General features: G+C 73.3%; 13 protein-coding genes. 6 read left to right on the top strand and 7 right to left on the bottom strand.

Annotated features, from left to right (window positions below; all coding sequences use genetic code 11):
• Positions 1 to 6: 6 nt before the first annotated feature.
• Together ACIBTX_RS09390 and ACIBTX_RS09385 are read left to right on the top strand one after the other, a co-directional pair.
• A complete protein-coding gene (locus tag ACIBTX_RS09390) occupies positions 7 to 1,161 on the top strand; it encodes a DUF58 domain-containing protein (RefSeq protein ID WP_357392379.1) in 1,155 nt (384 codons plus the stop codon).
• Positions 1,137 to 3,524 (top strand): transglutaminaseTgpA domain-containing protein, encoded by a 2,388-nt coding sequence (locus tag ACIBTX_RS09385; protein ID WP_396832304.1) that lies wholly within the window; start codon positions 1,137 to 1,139, stop codon positions 3,522 to 3,524. Before ACIBTX_RS09390 ends, ACIBTX_RS09385 begins: the two co-directional genes overlap by 25 nt.
• A 50-nt stretch (positions 3,525 to 3,574) precedes the next feature.
• Here the strand turns inward: ACIBTX_RS09385 and ACIBTX_RS09380 are convergent, their stop codons facing one another.
• Complete coding sequence (locus ACIBTX_RS09380) at positions 3,575 to 4,381, bottom strand: SDR family oxidoreductase (protein ID WP_357128308.1); 807 nt, start codon at positions 4,379 to 4,381, stop codon at positions 3,575 to 3,577.
• Positions 4,378 to 5,361 carry an LLM class F420-dependent oxidoreductase gene (locus ACIBTX_RS09375; RefSeq protein ID WP_357128607.1) on the bottom strand — a complete coding sequence of 328 codons (984 nt, stop codon included), beginning with the start codon at positions 5,359 to 5,361 and terminating at the stop codon, positions 4,378 to 4,380. Before ACIBTX_RS09375 ends, ACIBTX_RS09380 begins: the two co-directional genes overlap by 4 nt.
• Before the next feature lie 153 nt (positions 5,362 to 5,514).
• Here ACIBTX_RS09375 and ACIBTX_RS09370 point away from each other — a divergent pair, with 153 nt between their 5' ends.
• A complete protein-coding gene (locus ACIBTX_RS09370) occupies positions 5,515 to 6,735 on the top strand; it encodes a low temperature requirement protein A (RefSeq protein WP_357128305.1) in 1,221 nt (406 codons plus the stop codon).
• An 89-nt stretch (positions 6,736 to 6,824) separates the two neighbouring features.
• Complete coding sequence (locus tag ACIBTX_RS09365) at positions 6,825 to 7,688, top strand: DUF1028 domain-containing protein (RefSeq protein ID WP_357128302.1); 864 nt, start codon at positions 6,825 to 6,827, stop codon at positions 7,686 to 7,688.
• Between the two features lie 21 nt (positions 7,689 to 7,709).
• Here ACIBTX_RS09365 and ACIBTX_RS09360 read toward each other — a convergent pair whose 3' ends face one another.
• Together ACIBTX_RS09360 and ACIBTX_RS09355 are read right to left on the bottom strand one after the other, a co-directional pair.
• Entirely contained in the window at positions 7,710 to 8,597 is an 888-nt protein-coding gene (locus ACIBTX_RS09360; RefSeq protein ID WP_357128604.1) for a phosphatase PAP2 family protein, read from the bottom strand.
• A gap of 485 nt (positions 8,598 to 9,082) precedes the next feature.
• Positions 9,083 to 11,989: a glycoside hydrolase family 48 protein gene (locus ACIBTX_RS09355; RefSeq protein ID WP_396832303.1), complete on the bottom strand. Its 2,907-nt coding sequence runs from the start codon at positions 11,987 to 11,989 to the stop codon at positions 9,083 to 9,085.
• Positions 11,990 to 12,831: 842 nt separating this feature from the next.
• Between ACIBTX_RS09355 and ACIBTX_RS09350 the strand changes: the two genes are divergently transcribed.
• Positions 12,832 to 14,175 carry a GH1 family beta-glucosidase gene (locus ACIBTX_RS09350; RefSeq protein ID WP_357128299.1) on the top strand — a complete coding sequence of 448 codons (1,344 nt, stop codon included), beginning with the start codon at positions 12,832 to 12,834 and terminating at the stop codon, positions 14,173 to 14,175.
• Positions 14,176 to 14,252: 77 nt separating this feature from the next.
• Here ACIBTX_RS09350 and ACIBTX_RS09345 read toward each other — a convergent pair whose 3' ends face one another.
• The 3 genes from ACIBTX_RS09345 to ACIBTX_RS09335 form a co-directional block, all read right to left on the bottom strand.
• On the bottom strand, positions 14,253 to 14,666 hold the full coding sequence (locus ACIBTX_RS09345) for a roadblock/LC7 domain-containing protein (protein WP_197281421.1): 414 nt from the start codon (positions 14,664 to 14,666) through the stop codon (positions 14,253 to 14,255).
• 5 nt (positions 14,667 to 14,671) lie between these two features.
• Positions 14,672 to 17,218 (bottom strand): nitrate- and nitrite sensing domain-containing protein, encoded by a 2,547-nt coding sequence (locus tag ACIBTX_RS09340; RefSeq protein ID WP_357170973.1) that lies wholly within the window; start codon positions 17,216 to 17,218, stop codon positions 14,672 to 14,674.
• A 99-nt stretch (positions 17,219 to 17,317) separates the two neighbouring features.
• Entirely contained in the window at positions 17,318 to 18,730 is a 1,413-nt protein-coding gene (locus tag ACIBTX_RS09335) for an FGGY family carbohydrate kinase (protein WP_357170971.1), read from the bottom strand.
• Between the two features lie 263 nt (positions 18,731 to 18,993).
• Here ACIBTX_RS09335 and ACIBTX_RS09330 point away from each other — a divergent pair, with 263 nt between their 5' ends.
• Positions 18,994 to 20,907, top strand: coding sequence for an anthranilate synthase family protein (locus ACIBTX_RS09330; protein ID WP_357128290.1), 1,914 nt, complete (start codon positions 18,994 to 18,996; stop codon positions 20,905 to 20,907).
• Positions 20,908 to 20,922 lie beyond the last annotated feature (15 nt).

The raw sequence follows: 20,922 nt of genomic DNA, 5'->3' as shown, positions 1-20,922 counted from the left end.
AGCGCCATGGGGATCACCGCCCGAGGGGTCGGGCTGCTCGTCGCCGCCGTCGTGTTGCTGGGGACCGGTTTCCGGTTCGCGTACCCCGAGTTGACGTTGTTGGGCGCGGCGGCCGGCGCGGCCGTCGGCTACGCGGCGCTGACGGCGGCCTGGCGGCCCCGGCTGGTGGTCGCGCGCCGCGCCGACCCGGATCGGGTGGCGCGCGGCGAACCGGCGAGCATGACGTTGACGGTCCGCAACGCCGGCCGGCTGCGCTCGGCGAACCTGCTGGCCGAGGATCGGTGCGGGAGCCGCGCGGTGCCGGTGCCGCTGCTGCGCCTGCGTCCCGGTCGGGACACCGAGGTCCGCTACGACGTGCCGACCGACCGTCGTGGGGTGGTGGCGGTCGGTCCGCTGCGGGTGACCCGGCGGGACCCGTTGGGTCTGGTGGCGCTCGCCCGACCGTACGGGGAGACGGCACCGGTCTGGGTGCACCCTCGGATCCACCCGCTGTCGGCGGTGCCGACCGGTGCGGGGCGCAGCCTCGACGGTCGGGTGGACGGGGTGCCGCACGGGTCGATCACGTTCGACTCGCTGCGGGAGTACGTGGTCGGCGACGAGCTGCGGCGGGTGCACTGGCGCACGAGCGCCCGCGTCGGTGAGCTGATGGTGCGGGAGAACGTGGACACCAGCCTGCCCAGTCTGGTCGTCCTCCTGGACAACCGGTCGGCCGCGCATCCGCACCGCACGGGCGGGGTGGCGGAGTCGTTCGAGTCCGCGTGCGAGGCGGCGGCGTCGGTCGTCACCGCCGCGCACCGCGCGGACCTGCCGGTGCTGTTGCTGCTGGTCGGCCCGGAGCCGATCGAGGGCGGGCCGGCCGGGGTGGGGCCGCTGGACCGGCTCGCCGCCGCCGAACTGTCCGACTCCGACGACGCCCTGCGCGCCGTCACCACCCGGCTGCGTCAGGACCGGCTCGGCGACACGCTGATCTTCCTGACCGGCCCCGGTGGGCGGGACGGACTGGGGCACGTCGGTGCGCTGCGCGGCGCGTACCCGTCGGTGGTGGTCGGGGTGTTCGGCGCGGCGGAGCCGACGCCGGCGGGCACGGGCGGCCTGGTGGTGGTCGACGCGGTGGACGGCGCGCAGTTCGCCGCCGAGTGGGACGGGGTACGCCGGTGGTGACGGGCATCGCGCCGCAGCGCGAGGCGCAGGAGGCGACTGCGGGCGGCCCGAGCGCGGCGGGGCGGGTGGTGCGCGCGCTGCGGGCGGCCGTCGTGCCACTGGCGCTCATCGCGCTCATCGCGCTCGCCGGGGTGGTGCTCGGCCGGGTGTACGCGGGCGACCTGCTGACCCGGCTGGTGATCGGCGCGGCGGTGGGTTCGGTGCTGGCCAGCGTGGCTGCCCGGCGGCTGCCGTCGTGGCTGGTGGCGCCGGTGTCGATGGTGGCGTTGGCCGGGTGGACACTGTGGTCGCTGCGCCTGGCCGCCGCCCGCGCCGACCTGCCGGGCAGCCTGCTCGAGGTGAGCGCGGACGCGGCGCGCAACGGCATTCCCCGCCTGCTCACCGCGATGATCCCGGTGGAGCCCACTCCGGACACGGTGCTGGTGCCGGTGGTGGCGGCCTGGCTCGCCGGTCTGGCCGGGGCGGAGGTGGCGTTGCGCACCGGCCGGGTGTTGCTCGGCTACCTGCCGGCGGCGGGGCTCTACGCGGCGGCCCTCTACGTGGTCGGCCCGAACGCCGAACCGGCGATCGGCGCGACGGTGGCGTTCGTCGCGGTCGCGGCGGTCGGGCTGGCCGTGCCGACCGGCGCGTCACCGGCCGGCGGCGACCCGGCGGCCGGTCTCGCCCCCGGGGTACGGGCGGCCGTGCGACTTCGGCTGGCGGCGTCGGCGGCGCTCGGCGTCGTCCTGGTGATCGGGCTGGTGGCGCTGCTCGGCCCGGTGGTCGCCGGTCAGGTCGACGGGCGGCCGGTCGACCCGCGCCGCTATGTGGAGCCGCCGCAGGTCGAGACGCTCGACGAGAACCCGCTGATCCGGATCTCGGGGTGGGCGCTGCACCCGGAACAGAAGCTCCTCGACGTGAGTACGTCGGGCGCCACCGCTCCGGCCGGCGACGCGGACGAGCCGAGGGCGGCCGGGGTGCGGATCCGGCTGGCGGTGCTCAGTGACTACGACGGGATCACCTGGCGGGTCGGCGCGACGTACCGCAACGCGGGGCGGATCCTGCCGGCCGGCGAGCCGGCCCGGGACAGCACGGTGCAGACCGTCCGGCAGCAGATCACCGTGGCCGAGCTGACGGGGCGGCTGCTCCCGGCCGTGGCGACGCCGCGTGAGGTCAGCGGCGCGCGGGTGGCGTACGACCCGGCGACGGGGACGCTGATCCGGCCGGAGGGGTTGACGCCGGGGCTGCGGTACGAGGTGACGTCGGTCCGGGAGCGCCCGGACAACAACCTGCTGGCGACCGCGAACGTGCCCGCCGGCGAGGAGGTGGCCCGGGTGCTGCGGGTCGCGGACGGTGTGCCGGATCCGCTGCGCCGGCTGGCGACCCAGCTCGCCGAGGAGAACGGCGCCCCGTACGCGCGGGCGGCGGCGATCGAGCAGTTCCTGGCCGAGCACTACCGGGTGGTGGCGGACGCGCCGAGCGGGCACGCGTACCCGAACCTGGCCTTCTTCCTCTTCGGCCCGCGCAACGGTGGCGGGCAGCGGGGCACGTCGGAGCAGTTCGCGGCGGCGTTCGCGGTGCTCGGCCGGCTCTCCGGGCTGCCGACGCGGGTGGTGGTCGGTTTCTCCTCGGGTGGTCAGGGGCCGGTGCGGGCGGGTGACGCGTACGCCTGGCCGGAGGTGCTGTTCGACGGGCTGGGTTGGGTGGCGTTCGACCCGTTGCCCCGCCCGGAGAACGAGCCGCGGCCGGTGGAGGAGGACTTCCGCCCCACGCCCGAGGATCCGCCGCCGTCGGAGGTGCCCGCGCCCACCGCGGAGCCGAGCGCGTCGCCGGAGCCGGTGGCCGCTGGTGACGGGCCGCCGGCGCGCGGTGGGGTGTCCAGGCCGGTGCTGGTCGCTGGCGGCAGCGGGTCGCTGCTGCTGCTGGTGGGGGCGCTGCTGCTCACCCTGCTGGCGATGCGCCGCTCGCTGAGTCGGGGCCGGTTGGTGCGGGGTGACCCCGGCCAACGGATCGCGGGCGCCTGGCGGGAGGTGACCGACGCGCTGCGGCTGGCCGGTCGGCCGGTCGGCGACGACCTGGCGGCCACCGAGGTGGCCGGACGCGCCCGGCAGGCTCTCGTCGACGCCCGTCGCACGGCTGGTTCGCCACCGGAGGTGACGACCGACCCGGCGGTGGACGAGCTGGCGACGCTGCTCAACCAGGTGGGCTTCGCCCCGGGCACCGCGACGGCCGACCAGGCGGTCCGCGCCGCCGAGGTGGCCACCGCCTACGTGACGACGTTGCGGGAGGCCCGTCCGTGGTGGCGTCGCCTGCTCTGGTCCATCCACCCCGATCCCCTCCGCCGCGCCCGCCGCCTCCGGCGCGCCCGCCGGCTCCGGCGCTGATCAAGAGGTTCGCGTCATCGGTGGACGTCTTTCTGACGCGAACCTCTTGATCAACTCGGAGACTGTCGGGCGGTCAGACGGCGGATGAGTTTGCGCATGCCGGCCTGCCAGCCGTCGGGGTCCTCGGCGCGACGGCGGGCGTAGTCGGCGACCTCCGGGTGCGGCAGGATCAGGAACCGCTCCTCGGCGAGCCCGGCGATCGCCGCGTCGGCGACCTGGTCCGGGGTGAGCACCGCGCCGGAGGCGGTGATCACCCGGGCGCCGAGGTGCCCCTCGGCGATCCCGTCGGCGAGCATCGGGGTGTCCACCCCCTGCGGGCAGAGGGCGCTGACCCGGATGCCCCGGTCCCGGTAGGTGATGGCCAGCCACTCGGCGAAGCCCACCGAGGCGTGTTTCGTGGCGGTGTACGCGGCGTCGCCCACCGCGGTCAGCACCCCCGCCGCAGAGCAGGTGTGCAGCAGGTGACCGCCACCGCGAGCGAGCATGCCGGGCAGCACGGCACGGGCCGAGTAGACGTGGGCGAGCACGTTGACCCGCCACGCCCGGTCCCAGCCCGCGTCGTCGACCTCCACTCCCCCGCCGGTGGTGACCCCGGCGTTGGCGCAGAACAGGTCGATGCGGCCGAACCGCCGTTCGGTGTCGTCGACGAGCGCCCGTACCTGGGTCTCGTCGGTGACGTCGACGGCGACGGCGTGCGCCACCGGGCCAATGCCCTCGGCAACGGCGCGCGCGGCCTCGGCGTCCAGATCGGCGACGACCACGGCGGCGGCGCCCTCGGTGGCGAAGCGGCGCGCGAGGGCCGTTCCGATGCCACCGGCGCCTCCGGTGACGACCACGACCCGGTCGGTCAGGTTCACGCGGACGCTCCCGCCGGCTCGGCGCCGAGTTGGGCGATGAGGGTCGTCAGCGCGGCGGCACCCCCGGCGGTCACCTCCGGGGTGGGCAGCAGCGCGAGGATCGGCACGTCCACGCCGGCTTCGGCGTAGCGCCGCGCCTGGGCCCGACACCGCTCGGGTGAGCCGTGCAGCACCAGGGAGTCGACCACCTCGTCGGGCACGGCCGCGCTGGCCGCGCGGCGGTCGCCAGCCGCCCACGCCGCCCACATCGGCCCGAGCGTTTCGTCGCGGCCGAGCCAGCGGTGGAACTCGGCGTACGCCGGGACCGTCAGGTAGCTGGTGATGAGCCGGCGGCCGAGGGTACGGGCGTACGCGGCGTCCTCGGTGGGGCAGACGAAGATCCGCGCGGCGACCTCGAAGCCGGCCCGGCGCTCGCCCAGCTCGGCCAGGGTTCGCGGCACGTCGTCGGCGCTGAGCCAGTTGAGGATGACCCCGTCGGCCTCGGCGCCGGCCAGCCGGAGCATCCCCGGGCGCAGCGCGGCGAGCAGGATCGGCGGCGGCGCCGTGGGCGGGCGTTCGAGGGTGAACCGGCGCACGGTGAAGGTGTCGTAGACCTCGTCCACCGTCTCACCGCGCAGGGCGGCCCGCAGGAAACGCAGCACGTCCCGGGTACGCCGGAACGGCTCGTCGAACCGCGCCGCGTTCCAGTCCCGCACCAGCACCGGGGAGGACGCGCCGATGCCGAGCGCGAACCGGCCCGGTGCCGCCTCGGCCAGCGCCGCCGCGCTCATCGCGAGCAGCCCGGGTCCACGGGTGAAGACCGGGGTGATCGCCGTGCCCAGCCGTAGCTGCGGCTGCCACGCCGCGGCGAGGGCCAGCGGGGTGAACGCGTCGGTCCCGGCGACCTCGGACGACCACACGTCGGTGAACCCGGATCGCTCGAGGGTCGCGTAGACCCCCTGGTGCTCGGCCAGCGGAATCCCGCCCAACGGCACCGTCATGCCCCATCGATTCGTCACCGATCGATCCTGCCTGGTGACGGCACCCCTGAGCAAGATCCCCTTAGTGGGCCTAATCGCCGGTTCGCCGCGCCCCAGCCCCCGAAGGTGTTACCACTGCGAGGTGGACCGGAGCACCGGCGCAGGCCGCTGACCATGGGTTCCAGGGCGGCAGGACACCTGGAGCCGGTCCCGGCGGCGGCCGCGCCCGGTCGGGCGACGTTCCTGGAACTCTTCTTCGACCTGGTGTACGTCTTCGCGCTCACCCGGATCTCCGCGCGGGCGTTCGAGGATCTGAGCCGGGAGCCGGCCCGCGACCACGCCGCGGCGGCGATCACCGGCAGCGGCAAGACGCTGCTGTTGCTGCTGGCGCTCTGGTCGGTCTGGCAGGGCACCGCGTGGACGACCAGCCGCTACGACCCGTACCGCGCGCCGTTGCAGATCGTGGTGTTGACCGCGCTCGTGAGCAGCATGGTGATGGGGGTGGCGGTTCCCCGGGCGTTCTCCGAGACGTCGCTCATGTTCGCCACGGCGTACGTGGTCGCGCAGGTGACCCGGCCGGTGATCCTGTCGATCGCGTTGGGGCCGCACCCGTACCGCCGGCTGAAGGTGCGCATGGCGGTCGTGTTCGCCGTCACGGGGGTGCTCTGGATCAGCGGGGCGCTGCTGGACACCAACACGCAGGTGGTGCTCTGGTCGGTGGCCCTGGCGGCCGAGTACCTGGCCGCGCGGTGCGGCTGGCCGGTGCCGGGGCTGGGCCGCTCCACGGTCTCGAAGTGGGAGATCGCCGGGGAGCACCTGGCGGAGCGGTACCAGCAGTTCTTCCTCGTGGCGCTCGGCGAGACGATCCTGGTGGCCGGTTTCGCCTACAGCAAGGGTCCGTACGGGTCGGGGCACCTGTGGGCGTTCGCGTTCGCGGTGGCCACGTCGATCATGCTGTGGCGGATCTACGTGCAACGCGCCGGGCAGATCCTGGGCGAGGCGGTGCAGATGGCCCGTCACCCCGCCAACATCGGCCGCTCGGCGGCCGACACTCACCTGATCATGGTGATCGGTCTGGCCGCGACGGCGATCGGTTACGAACTGGTGATCGAGCATCCACTCGGCCACGCCCCGGCGCCGTGGGTGGTCATGGTGCTCGGCGGACCCGCGCTGTTCCTGGCCGGCCGGGCCCGCTTCGAGTACGAGGTTTTCGGGCGGGTGTCGCCGTCCCGGTGGATCGCCATCGGAGCGCTCGCGGCGGCGGTCGTACCGCTGCTGTTCCTGCCGGGGGTGGTCGCCACCGCCACCGGGACGATCGTGCTCGGCGGCGTCGCGGTCGCGGACGCCCGTCGGGCGCGCGGCGCGCCGCCGGAGGCCGCCGCGACGCCGTTCTGAAGCACCGGTGTACGCGACCAGGTCGGTTGGGTCGAGTCTCACAGCCCTTGGCCGGCCGAGGAACCGGACACACGCCCTAGTCTCGGCGGGTGACCTTCTCCCTCGTCGCCCGCTCCGCCGACGGCCGCCGCCACGGCGTCGTCGTGGCCAGCAAGTTCCTCGCCGCCGGAGCGTTGGTGCCGGCGGCCGCGGCAGAGGTCGGCGCGCTGGCCACCCAGGCGCACGTCAACCTGGCCTATCGTCCGCAGGGGCTCGCGTTGTTGCGCACCGGGGTGCCCGCCGCCGACGTGGTGGCCGGCCTGGTCGCCGCCGACCCCGAGCGGCAGCACCGGCAGCTCGCCGTGGTGGGCGTCAGCGGGCCGGGCGCGAGCTGGACCGGGCCGGCCTGCCATCCCTGGGCGGGCGGACGCGTCGGCGACGGCTGGGCCGCGCAGGGCAACATCCTGGCCGGCCCCGAGGTGGTCGACGCGATGGGCGAGACGTGGCAGGGCGCCTCGGCGCTGCCGTTCGCCGAGCGGCTGGTCGCCGCGCTGCGGGCCGGTGACGAGGCCGGCGGGGACCGGCGCGGCCGGCAGAGCGCCGGCCTGCTGGTGGTCGAGCGCGGCGGCGGGTACGGCGGCACCAGCGACGTGGTCGTCGACCTGCGGGTGGACGACCATCCGGACCCGGTCGCCGAGCTCGGTCGGCTGCTGACCGTGCACACGATGCTGTTCAGCCGGCCCGACCCGGCGACCCTGCTCGACCTGAGTGGCGCGCTCGCCGACGAGGTGGCGGCGCTGCTCACCGCGCTGGGTCACCCGGTGGGCGACGCCGGGCCGGAGGCGGCGCTGGTCTCCTGGGCGGGGCTGGAGAATCTGGAGGAGCGCCTGGTGCCGGGGCGGATCGACCCGGTGGTGCTCACCCACCTGCGTGGCGTCGCCCCGCACGTGCCCGCGCCCCGCCAGGGCGCCTGATCACACTGGACGCTCGCCGGGTCAACCCTTCACGCGGGGTACCAGCCGGTGCACGACGGTCAGCGCCAACGCCATGACCACCGCCATCGTCCCGGCGATGCCGGCGGCGCTGCCCGCGTACCCGGCGAACAGCGGTCGGCGGGCCAACTCCTCCGGGCCGGTCCCGCGCAGATCCACCAGCCAGGTGAGCGCCAGCCCGGAGGCGATCAGGGCGAGCACTCCGGCGACACCGAGCACGGCGGCGGCGACGCGGTGCGCGTCGCCGGGCTCGATCTGGGCCTGCTCCCGTTGGGTGATCAGCAGGAGCAGCCCGGCCAGCGCCGCCCAGACACCCACCACCAGATAGGCGGCGACCGCGTCACTGGGCCGGTGCCAACCGGCGGAGAGGGTGGCCACCCCGGCGACGGCGGCGTAGAGCGCGCCGACGAAGGCTCCGACGGCCCGCACCTTGCGGGGCAGGACGAGCATCAGCGCGACCGCCACCGACGCGGCCACCGCGGTGTGCCCGCTGGGGAGGCTGTTGCCCACCGCGGCCCGCTCCGGGTCGACGCCGAAGTCGGGCCGGCTCAGCCCGTACTTGAGTAGTTGGGTGGAGACGTTGGCCCCGGCGATGAGCAGGGTCGCGGTGACGGCCAGGGCGATCCGCCCCCGGATGAGCGCGATGAAGCCGATCATCGCGGTGGCGGCGAGCAGCGACACCACCGACATCGCGTTCAGGATCCGGTCCACCGGCCCGTCGATGCGGTCGTGACCGATCTCGTTGCCGGTGAGGGCCACCGTGTCGACCCACTGACCGATCTCGGTGTGCACGGCAACCCGCCACACGGCGAGGAAGGCGGCCGCCTGGACGAGGGCCAGTACGACCAACCAGACCGCGGTCCAACCCCGTGCCGTCGCGCGCATCCGCACACCGTAGCGGCCGGACCGGACCGGGCGGTCGGTGGCCCACCGGCTGTTGGCGGTCAGGTTGTGGCGGGGGTCAGGAGGTGGCGGTGAGCGACACACCGGAACGCGAGTCCGGCCAGGTCGAGCCCGGCCCGGCGCTCGCCGTCGGCGTCGGCGTGGCCGGCGTACGACCGCGGCGGGGTGACCGGCCGCGCTCGGGCATAAAAGTGGAGAGGCCGCCACGGGGGGAGCGGCCTCTCCGGTGACGTACGTTACTCCGTCAACGTCCTTGGTGTGATCCCGTGACAGCCGGAATTTCTGGGCTTTTTCGCGGCAGTCTTCAGTCCGGGCGGTGGGGTGGGCCGGTCGACCCGCTGCGTTGACCAGATGACCGGCCCACCCCGGCCTGACCGTGGGTGTCAGGCCGTCCGCCGGCCGGGTCCCGTCGTTCCCCCGGACCCGGCCGAACCCCGGGGTGGGCGGGGCACTCCACCCACCCCGGGTCGCTCTCAGCCGTTCGGGAAAAGGCTCCCGTAGTCGGCGTACGCCATGGCCACATCGGCCTGCGCCCAGAAGCGGTGGTAGTTGAACGTGGGCTCCGGGCCACCGTTCAGGTACGCCTGCACCTTCGGCCAGTCCGGGTCGTTCTTGTAGAACGACCGGATGTCCAGGAAGCTCTTCCCGGCGGAGATGGCGTCGCCGTTGGGCATCTTCCCGGTCCAACCCGGCGGGACGTAGAGGCCCTGACCGCTGGAGGCGTCGTAGACGTCGTCGAAGCGCTTGTAGTCGCCACGCGTCTCGGTGGTGGAGACACCCTTCGAGTCACTGGCGGCGTCCAGCGCGTCAAGCAGACCCTTGGCGGTGGTCTTCGCCGCCGCGTTGCCCGACTTGGCCGCGTACGCGATCAGGATCCGGGCGTAGGAGGCGGCGACGCCGACGTCCTGGCCCTTGCTGATCACCTCGACGTGCAGGTTGGTGTTGGGCTGCGGGCTGCTCGGGTTCCAGGTGGTCGGCTGGCCGGTCCACTTCATGTCCGACGGGATCGACCAGTTGGTGCCGAGCGTGGTGTTGGCGATCGCCCACGGCACCCACTTGTCCAGCAGCGCCTTGGCCTTCGTGTTGCCGGTCTGCAGGTACAGCTCGGCGATCCGCTGCATCGACCACGCCTGCATGCCGAACCACTGGTTCGACGGCGGGTCGTTGTAGACCGGGTCGACGTCGTAGAACATGCCGTAGAAGGTGCTGGTGCCCGCCGGCGGCTGGGCGTAGCTACCGTCCCAGCTGTTGGTCGCGCCGCCGGCGATGCCGCCCTCGGAGGACTGCAGCCAGGTGTAGAACTCCAGCTGCCGGTCGAAGCTCTTGGTCCAGTCGGAGACCGCGGTCGACGACTGCGGCTTCAGCTCCGGCGTGTTCGTCAGCGCCCAGGCCGCGAACGGGTTCTGGTAGCCGAAGTGGTTGTGGCTGGAGCCGATCCGCCAGGACCAGTTCTGGCTGGTGTCGTACGCGCCACCCCAGGCGTAGTACCAGGACAGCAGGTAGTGCGCCGAGTCCCGGCCGCTGCCGGCGGGGCAGGTGCTGGCCCCGACGCAGTTGCCGATCTTCTTGAAGTACTTGTCGAACATCGCGTACCGCAGGTAGTCGCCCATCTTGGCGGCCTTGGCCACGGTGGCGGCGACGTCGGCCTGCTTGCCCTGCGCCTTGGCCCAGGTCAGCGCCCAGTAGGCGGCCTGCACCGCACGGGCGTCGGCGTCCGGCGCGTTGGTGTACTTCCACTGCTTGGCGGGAGCGCCGGTGTCCTTGACGAACAGGTCGAGGTAGCCGTACTGACCGCCGTGCTTGAAGGTGTCACAGGACGGCTGCGGGATGGTCTCCCACACCGACTCCTGGGTGCCCCGCTGGAAGGTGTTGATGTACGCCGGCTTGGTGGTGCCGTCGCCGCAGCGGCCGAAGCCGTATGTGTTGTCGACGTCCATCAGCCAGTGCATGCCGTAGATGTCGCCGGTGCCGTAGGTGGACTGCAGCTCCGAGCGCAGCGGGTCCTGCCCGACCGAGATGTTCGGGTTCAGGGCTGACGGGTACTGGCTGGGCAGGTTGTACTCCGCGGCGTACTGCGGGGTGCCGGCGGAGCCCGCGGTGGGCTGGTCGGCGTGCGACGGGATGATGTACTTCTCCATCACCGTCCAGGCGTTGTTGAACGGCGCCCAGTTCTGGGTGACGCGGCCGTACTGGGCCTCCAGCCAGATCCAGAAGCTGAACGCCTCCGAGGTGGTCTCGTGGCCGTAGTCGGGCGCCTCGACGATCAGCGTCTCGACCGAGTGGTACGGCACGCCCTCGGGGCTGAAGTAGCCCGAGTTCTTGATCTTGCCGTACTGGTCGAGGAACTTCTTGATGTAGGCGTTGTCGCCGCCCGGGGTGTCGTTGTCGATCTCGGTGGCGGCGACCGCCAGCGAGGCGAGACCGGTGGCGGCGGCGGTGATGGTGGCGCTACCGCCGACGGTGTCGGTGTCCTCGGCCGCGGCGACCGTGACGGTGACCCCGGTGTTCCAGTTGGTGGGGGTCAGCGTGACGGTGCTCGGCGAGACCGTGATGTCGCTGTCGCCCGAGGGGGTGAGGGTGACCGGCACACTGGTCGTCGGCGCGGCGCTGAGCTTGAGGTTGAAGGTGGACGTGCCACCCTCGTTGACGCTCACCGCGGACGGCGTGGCGACCAGCGTCGGGCCGTTGGCGGCGCCGACGGTGAACGACTTCTCGGCGACCCCGATGCCGTTGGCGTTGTCGTACGCCTTGGCCTGCACGGTGTAGCTGCCGGCCGGCAGGTCCTCCTGCGTGTAGGAGTACGGCGCGGTGGTGTCGGTGTTGATGAGCAGGCCGTTGCGGTAGAACTCGACCTTGCTGATCGTCCCGTCCGGGTCACTGGCGGTCGCGGTCAGCGGCACGTCGGCAGGCGCGGTGAACGGCCCGGAGGGCAGGTTCAGCGAGACGGTCGGCGGCTGGTTGGCCGGGGTGCCGTTGCAGGGGGTGCCGTTCAGGGTGAACGAGGTGGGCTTCGGGTTGCTCCCCGTGTGGGAGCCGTTGAAGCCGATGGTGGTGGAGGCCCCGGTGCCGAGGTTGCCGTTGTACGACTCGTTGGTCGCGGTGACCTCGCTGCCGGACTGGCTGTACCGGGCCGACCAGCCCTGGGTGACCCGCTGTCCGCTGTTCGGGAAGGTCCACTTGAGCGTCCAGTTGCTGATCGGGTCGCCCAGGTTCTTGATGGTCACGTTGGCCGTGAAGCCGGTGTTCCAGTCGTTGGTCGCGTAGACCACGTCGCAGGCCGGTGCGGCCTGTGCGGCGCCAGCGGGCAGCATCACCCCGCCGACGGCGAGCGCGGCGGCGGCGAGGATCGCCACTCGACGGCGTCGTGCCAGATGTCTCATGTGCGCGGTGTCTCCTCGGACCAGGCCGGGTGGTTCCCGGCGAGGCGCCTGCCCGCAGGTGGTGGTGGTACGCGGGGGATTCGAGGCGCCCGGGAAGGTGGTAGCCCCGGGCCCGGCCGGGGTGCGGCGATGCGGCCCGCGCGGGAGGGGGTCCCGCCGGCTCGCTCGGGTGCCGTGACCGGAGGTGGTGCTCCGGCTGCCCTCGGCGGTCCCGCGCCCACGCGATCTGGCTCCTGTCGCGTTGAATCGACAGTGTGCCATGGAAGCGCTCCCACAACAAGCGCGGAGCGAGCTGGTTCACCCACTTGTTTCGATCTCGTTTTGGGTCTTTCACAAAGGCGTGACGGGCGTTACAGTCGCAACATCGGTCGATGGGAGCGCTTCCATCGACAAAGGTTCCAACTGGAAGATCGCCGGGACCGTCCTCGTGGCGGGCCCGGGGAACCATCCGAAGGCCGACGGCGGGCCAGCCCGGACGCCGCCGTCAGCCATCATCCCGCCACAGGGAGGGAGGTGGAACCAGAGCCACTCGCGTGGCCCGGCTCCCGCGCGACACGCACGGCAGGACCCAATTCCGCCCGTGTGTGTGCAGTTACGGTGGGGACGGGGGTTGCCCTCCCCCGTCCCCACACTAAACCCCCGTACACGATGGGAAAAGAGGCCGACGGGACAGGCGCGAAGCGCCGCCCGGTCGGCCTCGTTCGCTGTCCGGGGCCCTCAACCGCCTCGACCCGCCATCGTCGGCCGCCGTGACGGCCGGCTCACCGGGTCGAGCGCTTCTGGCCTATCCTGGGAGCGCTCCCGAATCTGGGCGGTGGGCCCCGTATCCACGAGGAGAATCCATGTCGATACCTACCGGGCCCGCCGGCCCGCTGCGCTTCCCCCGCCACTTCGGTTGGGGCGCGGCCACCTCTGCCTACCAGATCGAGGGCGCCGCCAAGGAGGACGGCCGCGGCGAGTCGGTCTGGGACACCTTCAGCCGCATCCCCGGTCGTACCCGCAACGGCGACACCGGCGACGTGGCCGCCGACCACTACCACCGGTACGTCGAAGACCTCGACCTGATGCGTGACCTGGGTCTGCGCAGCTACCGCTTCTCCATCTCCTGGCCCCGCATCCAGCCCGACGGCAGCGGAGCGCCCAACCAGCGTGGGCTCGACTTCTACCGTCGCCTCCTCGACGGTCTGCACGAACGCGGCATCGCCCCGATGGCGACCCTGTTCCACTGGGACCTGCCGCAGGCGTTGCAGGACGCCGGTGGCTGGGAGTCCCGCGACACCGCCCTGCGCTTCGCCGACTACGCCAACGCCGTCTTCAGCGCCCTCGGCGACCGGGTGCCGGTCTGGCTCACCATCAACGAGCCCAAGACCGTCGTACAGAACGGCTACCTCACCGGCCACCACGCGCCCGGTCGACAGGACCCGGAGGCCGCCTACCTCGTCGCCCACCACCTGCAGCTCGCGCACGGCCTCGCGGTGCGCGCGCTACGGGCCTCGGACAGCACCGCCCGGATCGGCCCCGCGCTCAACCTGCACCCCTGCTACCCCACCGACGACTCCGCCGAGGCCGCCGCCGCCGCGCACCTCTACGACGGCTACGAGAACCGCCTCTACCTCGACTCGGTGCTCAAGGGCAGCTACCCGCAGGACGTCCTGGCCGACCTCGGCCCGCAGAGCCGGATGGTCCGGGGCATCCGCGACGGCGACCTGGCGGTGATCTCGTCACCGGTCGACCTGCTGGCCGTGCAGTACTACACGCCCATCTACGTCGCCGCCGACGGCAGCACCGAACACCGCTGGCCCACCTCCGAGGCCGGCTGGCAGCAGATCTACCCCGACGGGATGTACGACATCCTGACCCGGGTCACCCGCGACTACGGCCCGATCCCGCTCACCGTGACCGAGAACGGTCTGCCCACCCCCGACACCCTGGCCGCGGACGACACCGTCGACGACAGTGGCCGGATCACCTTCCTGCGCGACCACCTGGCCGCCGCGCACCGCGCCATCGCTGACGGGGTGCCGCTGGAGAGCTTCCATGTCTGGTCGATGCTCGACAACTTCGAATGGGACGAGGGATACGAGCAGCGTTGGGGCCTGGTCTACGTGGACTACGTGACCCAACGGCGCGTGCTCAAGCGCAGCGCCCACTGGTACCGCTCCGTCATCACCGAGGGTGGCTTCTGAACGGCTCGCCCGGACGGCCGGGCCCGGACGGCTCGGCTCGGGTGAGCCGGTGACCGTCCGGGTCACGGCCGGAAGACTCAGCGGGGCAGCGCCTGCTGCAACTCCGCTCGCAGCGCCGGGGTGAGCATCTCCCCCGCCTGCTTCGCCAACCGGGCCATCTCGTAGCCCACCACGCCGATGTCGGCGTCCCCGGCCGCGAGCGTGGCCAGGATGGACCCGTCGCGCACCTGCATCACCAGGAAATAGCCCCGGCCCATCTCGACCACCGTCTGCTTGACGATGTCGCCGTCGAACATCTGCGCCGCGCCCGCCGTGATGCTCATCAGCCCGGACGTCACCGCGGCGAGCTTGTCCGCGTGGTCGCGGGGCAGGTGGTCGGAGATCGCCACCAGCAGCCCGTCGGAGGAGACCACCACCGCGTGCGCCACGCCCGGCACCCGCTCCGCGAACGCGCTCACCAGCCAGCTCAGGTCACGTGCCTCCTGGCTCAACGTCGTCACTGTCGTCGTCCTCCTTCGTCGTGCCCCCACGAGGGTGGCACCGGTATCTCGGTGGTGTCCTCGGCCTCGGCACGCCGTACCCCGCTGTAGAGCCGGGAAAGCATGCCGCCGACCGCGTCCGGGTCGAGGTCGGCGCGCCGCGGCGACGACTCCGGCTGGGCGGGGCGGGTGACCGCGGAGAGCTGCGCCATGGGTACGCGTACCGGAAGGCCCCGCTCGTTCGTGCCGGCCGTCACCGGAGTCGCGGGCGGCACGGGCTGGACCGGGGCCGCCGACGCGGTCGGCCCCTGCCGGGACCACCAGCCACCGCCGTCGCCGGCGGAAGCGGCAGCCGGAGCCAACACGTCCTCGGCGCGTACCGGCACGGGTCGGGTCTGGCGGGGCACGGCCGCGGCCGGCGGACGACCGGCCACCGGAAGGTCCAGCGGCGCGGTCGCTGTCCCGTGGACGGAGCCGGACGGGGGCACACCCGCCCCACGCTGCGCCGCGGCGCCCCGGGCCGCGTTCGACGCCAGCATCCGGGCGGACGCCGGCGGATCCAACTCGACCGCGCCGCCGGGCGCCAGCAGGGTCGCCGGCAGCACGAGCCGCGCGACGAGGCCACTGTGGCGCCCGTCGAGCTGCACACGCACACCGAGCCGGCTGGCCAGGTGACTGACCACGAACAGGCCCATCCGCTCGACCGCCGCGACGTCCGCGGCCGGCGGGCTGGCCAGCACCGCGTTCGCCTCGGCGAGCGCGGACGGGCTCATGCCCAGACCGTCGTCGACGATCTCGATGAGCGCGGTCGACGCCTCGACCCGCGCGGTCACCACGACGAAGGTGTCCGGACGGGAGAAGGCCGTGGCGTTCTCCAGCAGCTCGGCCAGCAGGTGCACCAGCTCGCCGACCGCGTGCCCGACCACGTTGACGGCACCCATCGACTCAAGCCGTACCCGCTGGTACTGCTCGATCTCGGCGGCGGCCGCCAGCAGCACGGTGCCCAGGCCCACCGGACGGTTCCACCGGCGGGTGGAGTCCGTGCCGGCCAGCACCAGCAGGCTCTCGTCGTTACGGCGCATGCGGGCGGCCAGGTGGTCGAGCTTGAAGAGGTTCTCCAACTGGTCCGGGTCGCTCTCCTCACGCTCCAGGTCGTCGAGCAGCTCCAGTTGCCGCTCCACCAGCACCTGGCTGCGGCGCGCGAGGTTGACGAACATCGCGTTGACGTTGCGGCGCATCAGCGCCTGCTCGACGGCGACCGTCACGGCGCTGCGGTGCACCGCGACGAACGCCTCGGCCAGCTCGCCGATCTCGTCGAGCGAACGGACGACCGCCGGGGACACGTCGATGGTCGGCACACCACCGGTGACGGTGCGCAGCCGGTCCAGCGCGTCGGGCAGCTCCACCTGCGCGATCCGCAGCGCCTGGCTGCGCAGCAGGCGCATCGACCGGGCGACGGAGCGACCGACCAGCAGAGAGATCAGCAGGGCGACCAGCAGCACCGCCACGACGCCGCCGACCACCAGCAGGGTGGTCCGGAGCTGGCCGCTGCTCGCGTCGTCGGCCTGGCGCACCGCGTCGTCGAGCACACTCGCCTCGACCTGCCGCAGCAGCTCCTGGCGTTGCTGGCTCGCCGACCACCACTGCTCCGAGGGCAGCACCTCCGGCGCCGCGTCGCCGACCGGAAGACTGCGCTCCTCCAGGCGGGTGGCGACCTGGAACCCCGGGTTCACCGAGGTCTCGTCGTACCGGCGGATCTGGTCGCTGGTGGCGGACACCCGGAACGCGCCGAGCGCGGTGAGCTGTTGGGCACGCAGGTCGGAGAGGATCACCCGGTCCTCGGTGCCGTACCGGCCGGCCCGGCCGGCGCCGTAGAGCTGCGCCCGGACCCGGGAGGACAGCTCCTTGACCCTGGCGATCTGGACGTAGCGCAGCACCGCGTCGCTCAGCCCCGGTCGGTCCTGGCCCGGTGTCGGCTCGGCGAGCAGGTCCAGCAGCGCGTCGACCGCCCGGTGGTAGTTGCTCAGGATGGTGTCGTTGCTGAGCACCGCCGGCGGGATGGCCGGTCGGATGTCGACGACCTGGTCGTACGCCTCGAGCACCTCGGAGTAGGCGACCCGCCAGGAGGCGTCGGCGTCGGCCAACGGCTCGGCCGCCCGCCGGAGGTCCTCGACGGCGCGGTCGGTGGCCGACTGCAACGGCCGCAGGGCGGTGGCCGCCGCCTCGCGGTCGCCACCGCGGCGCAACTCGCCCAGCTCACCCGCCGAACGGTCCCGCTCCTGCTGGAGCTGGTCGACCACGGCGGTGATCTGCCGACCGATGCCGACCTGCCGGGAGAAGTCGTTCAACGTGGCCGTCCGACCGACCAGCGCGCTGGTCTGCACGCCCGCCAGCACCAGGAACGCCATCGACGGCACCAGCAGCACGGTGGCCAGCTTGGTGCTCATCCGCCAGTCCCGCAGCCGGAACGGCGAGCGGCGTCGATGCGGGACGACCCGGACGTCGAAGCGACGCCGACGGTGGTTCGACACCGCACCGATCGACGGGTCGGGACCTGCCGCCACCCTGCCTCCTCCGTCCTGCCGCGTCCACCGCGACCCGGGGAGCGGAGTCCATCCAACCAGGCTCGGTGGCGCTGTCAACGGCCCGGGCAGGGCGAAAGTTCAGGAAGGATACTGCGGGTGGGAACGTCCTGTCGTGGTCGGTGAGACCAGTTCGTCCGTCCGGCCGATGTCGGCGAGCGCCGCCGCCGCATCAAAGTGACCCAGGGCCACCAAAGCGGCTCCGGTGGCGCCGATCTCCGGGTTGCGTTGGTGCGACACCGGTCGCGGCGCGAGCGCGGCGGCGAACGCCTGCCGCCACCACACCGACGCGGCCACCGCGCCGCCGCCCAGCACCACCCCGACCGGCTTGTCGACTGTGGACTCCAGCACCGCGAGGTCCTCGGCGACCAGCTCACACAGCCCCTGCATGAGCCCGGCCAGGATGTCCACCGCCGTGGTGCTGAAACTCAGACCGCGCAGCTCGCCGGTGCCCGCCGGGGCCAACCCGGGCGCCCGGTCGCCGCCGAACCGGGGATCGGCCGGCCGGCCACCACCGACCGGCACCAGCGCCAGCGCCGCGTCCAGTTCGTCCCCGTGGGGCAGCCGCAGCTCCCGGTCCGCCCAGGCGAACAGGTTGCCACCGCTGGAGTACGCCGCCCCGGTCACCACGTGGTCGTGGTCGACCCGGTAGCGCCAGAGCCGCTCGGGCAGCCGCGGCAGCGGCTCGCCGGCCGGGATGCGCTGCATCAGGCGTACCGCCGCGGAGGTGCCCACCGTGACGGCGGCCCGGCTCGGGTCGGCGCAGCCCGAGCCGACGTTGGACGCGCCACCGTCGCCCACCGGCGGCGCCCACCGGGCCTCGGCCAACTGCGGCCAGCGGCGGGCCCGGTCGGGGCGGAGCCGGCCGTGCCAGTCCAACTCGCCCAGCGGCGGCAGGTCGCGGGGTCGTACGCCGGCCAGCGTCAGCGCCTCCTCGTCCCAGCGCAGGGTGACGAGATCGAGCAGGCCCGTGCCGGAGGCCTGCGAGATCGACATGGGCGCCGTCTGGAGCAACTCGCCCAGCACGTACTCCGGAAGGCCGACGAACCGGGTGATCGGCGTGCCCGACTGGTCCCGCAGCCAGGGCAGGCGCACCGGCCAGTAGGAGCGGTGCCACCAGCAGCCCGTGCGTTGGTGGAAGCCGTCCGGGTCGGCCGGGCCGGACGTGTCGCCGACCGGCGCGGGCCGGGTGTCCAACCAGGTGACGACCGGGCCCAGCGGGGTGCCGTCACGGTCGAGCGGAAGCACCGAGTGCCACTGCGCGGACGTCGCCACCATGCCCACGTCGTGCAGGTGCCCCGCCTCGGCCAACTCGTCCAGACACTCGACGAGGCTGGCGAGGTAGTCGGGGCCGGAGAGGGTGCCCGTGCCGTCGTCCCCGATGGCGATTTTGACCTTGCGCCGGGCCAGGGCGCCGGGCAGCGGCCGGGTTTCCCCGTCCAGCACCAGCCCGCGTACGGAGGAGGTGCCCAGGTCGAGCGCGAGAATGTTCATCGCCGGTCAAGTTACCCGGTGCCGGCCGCGCCGGGACGAGGGTCCGGCCCGGCACACCCGTACGCCGGAAGGGGTCCCGAGTGAGGCCTCGACCGCGTAAGGTGATGCGCATGCTCGCGCACCCAACCTCCTGGTGGCCCGCCGACCCGGCGGCCACCCCCCGCGCGTAGCTTCATCCACGCGGCCGCCACCGAGGCGGCCGCCGGATCTCCGGCCCGGATGGCCGCCCCCGATGGCGGCGCCCAGCGCCCACGGAGACCACGATGACCAGCCAGAACCCCCTGACCGACCTGCTCGCCGCCATCTCCCGGGGCGACGATCCCGGCCCCTTCGCGCTGCTGCGCCGCGAGGGCGCCGACGACCTGGAACTGTTCACCGGCCCGGTCGGCACCGTCGACCGGCTGGCGGACATCCCGCTGACCCCGGGTGAGCCCGGGGCGCGGACGTTGGCCCTGGTGCCGTACCGGCAGATCGCCGAGCGCGGCTTCGCCTGCGTCGACGACGACGCCCCGCTGGAGTGTCTCCAGGTCCGCGAACACGATCGGATTCCGCTGGCCGAGGCGCTTGCCGCGCTGCCCGACGAGCCGGTCCGCACCCGGGACGCCGCCTTCGACGTCAGCGACGAGGAGTACGCGCGGATCGTGCAGCAGGTGCTCACCGACGAGATCGGTCGCGGCGAGGGCGCCAACTTCGTCATCCACCGCACCCTGCACGCCACCGTGCTGGGTGCGCCGCTGGTGGCCGCGCTGGCCGCGCTGCGCCGGCTGTTGGTCGCCGAACGCGGCGCCTACTGGACGTTCGTGGTGCACACCGGCGCCCGCACCATGGTCGGGGCCAGCCCGGAACGGCACGTCAGCGTCGACGACGGGCTCGTCATGATGAACCCGATCAGCGGCACCTTCCGGCCCACCGGCGGCATCCCGGACCGGGCGGCGCTGCTGCGGTTCCTCGCCGATCCGAAGGAGATCGAGGAGCTGTACATGGTGCTCGACGAGGAGCTGAAGATGATGGCGACCGTCGCCGAGCACGGCGGCCAGGTCATCGGCCCTTATCTCAAGGAGATGTCGCACCTGGCCCACACCGAGTACCTGCTCGCCGGCCGGGGCACCCGCGACGTGCGGGAGGTGCTGCGGGAGACGATGTTCGCGCCCACCGTGACCGGCAGTCCGATGGAGAACGCCTGCCGGGTGATCGCCCGGCACGAGCGCCGGGGTCGGGGCTACTACGCGGGCGTGCTGGCGCTGCTCGGCCACGACGACGCCGGCCGGCAGACGCTGGACGCGCCGATCCTGATCCGTACCGCCGAGATCTCCCCGTCCGGTCGGCTGCGGGTGCCGGTCGGCGCCACCCTGGTCCGGCACTCGACGGCGGCCGGTGAGGTGGCCGAGACCCACGCCAAGGCGGCCGGGGTGCTGGCCGCGCTGGGTCTCGGCCCGGCGGCGTCCACCGGCGAGCGCGGGCCGGTCGTGCGGCTGGCCGACGACCCGGAGGTACGCGACGCGCTGGCCGCGCGTAACACGCCGCTGGCCCGGTTCTGGTTGGACCAGCGCTCGCCCGACGCGTCCGGGCTGCCCGGCCTGGCCGGGCTGCGGGCCCTGATCGTGGACGCGGAGGACACCTTCACCGGCATGTTGGCGCACCAACTGGGCGCGTTGGGTCTCGCGGTCACGTTGCGCCCGTGGCACGCCGGCGGCCCGGTCGACGGGTACGACCTGGTGGTGGCCGGGCCCGGCCCGGGTGACCCGGGCAGCCCGGACGATCCGAAGATGGCGGCGTTGCGGGACCTGCTCGGCGAGTTGCTGGCGTCCGGTCGACCCACCCTCGCGGTCTGCCTGGGGCACCAGGTGCTGGCCGGGCTGCTGGGGCTGCCCCTGCACCGCAGGGACGCGCCCTACCAGGGGCTGCAACGGGAGGTGACGCTGTTCGGCCGGTCCCGCCGGGTCGGCTTCTACTCCTCGTTCACCGCCCGCGCCCAGGTGGACCGGCTGGACACCGCGTACGGGACCGTGGAGCTGGCCCGGGACGTCCGCGACGGGTCCGTGCACGCCCTGCGTGGGCAGGGCTTCGCCGGGGTGCAGTTCCACCCGGAGTCGGTGCTCAGCCCGGACGGACTGACCGTGCTGACCGAGGTGTTGACCGACCTGCTGCCGGCGTCGCGCCCGGTCGGCCAGGGTTAGCTCCCGGCCACGGCA

This window comes from Micromonospora sp. NPDC049359, from assembly GCF_044466585.1.
Classification (GTDB): Bacteria; Actinomycetota; Actinomycetes; order Mycobacteriales; family Micromonosporaceae; genus Micromonospora.
This window is presented reverse-complemented; position numbering and strand designations above follow the sequence as displayed.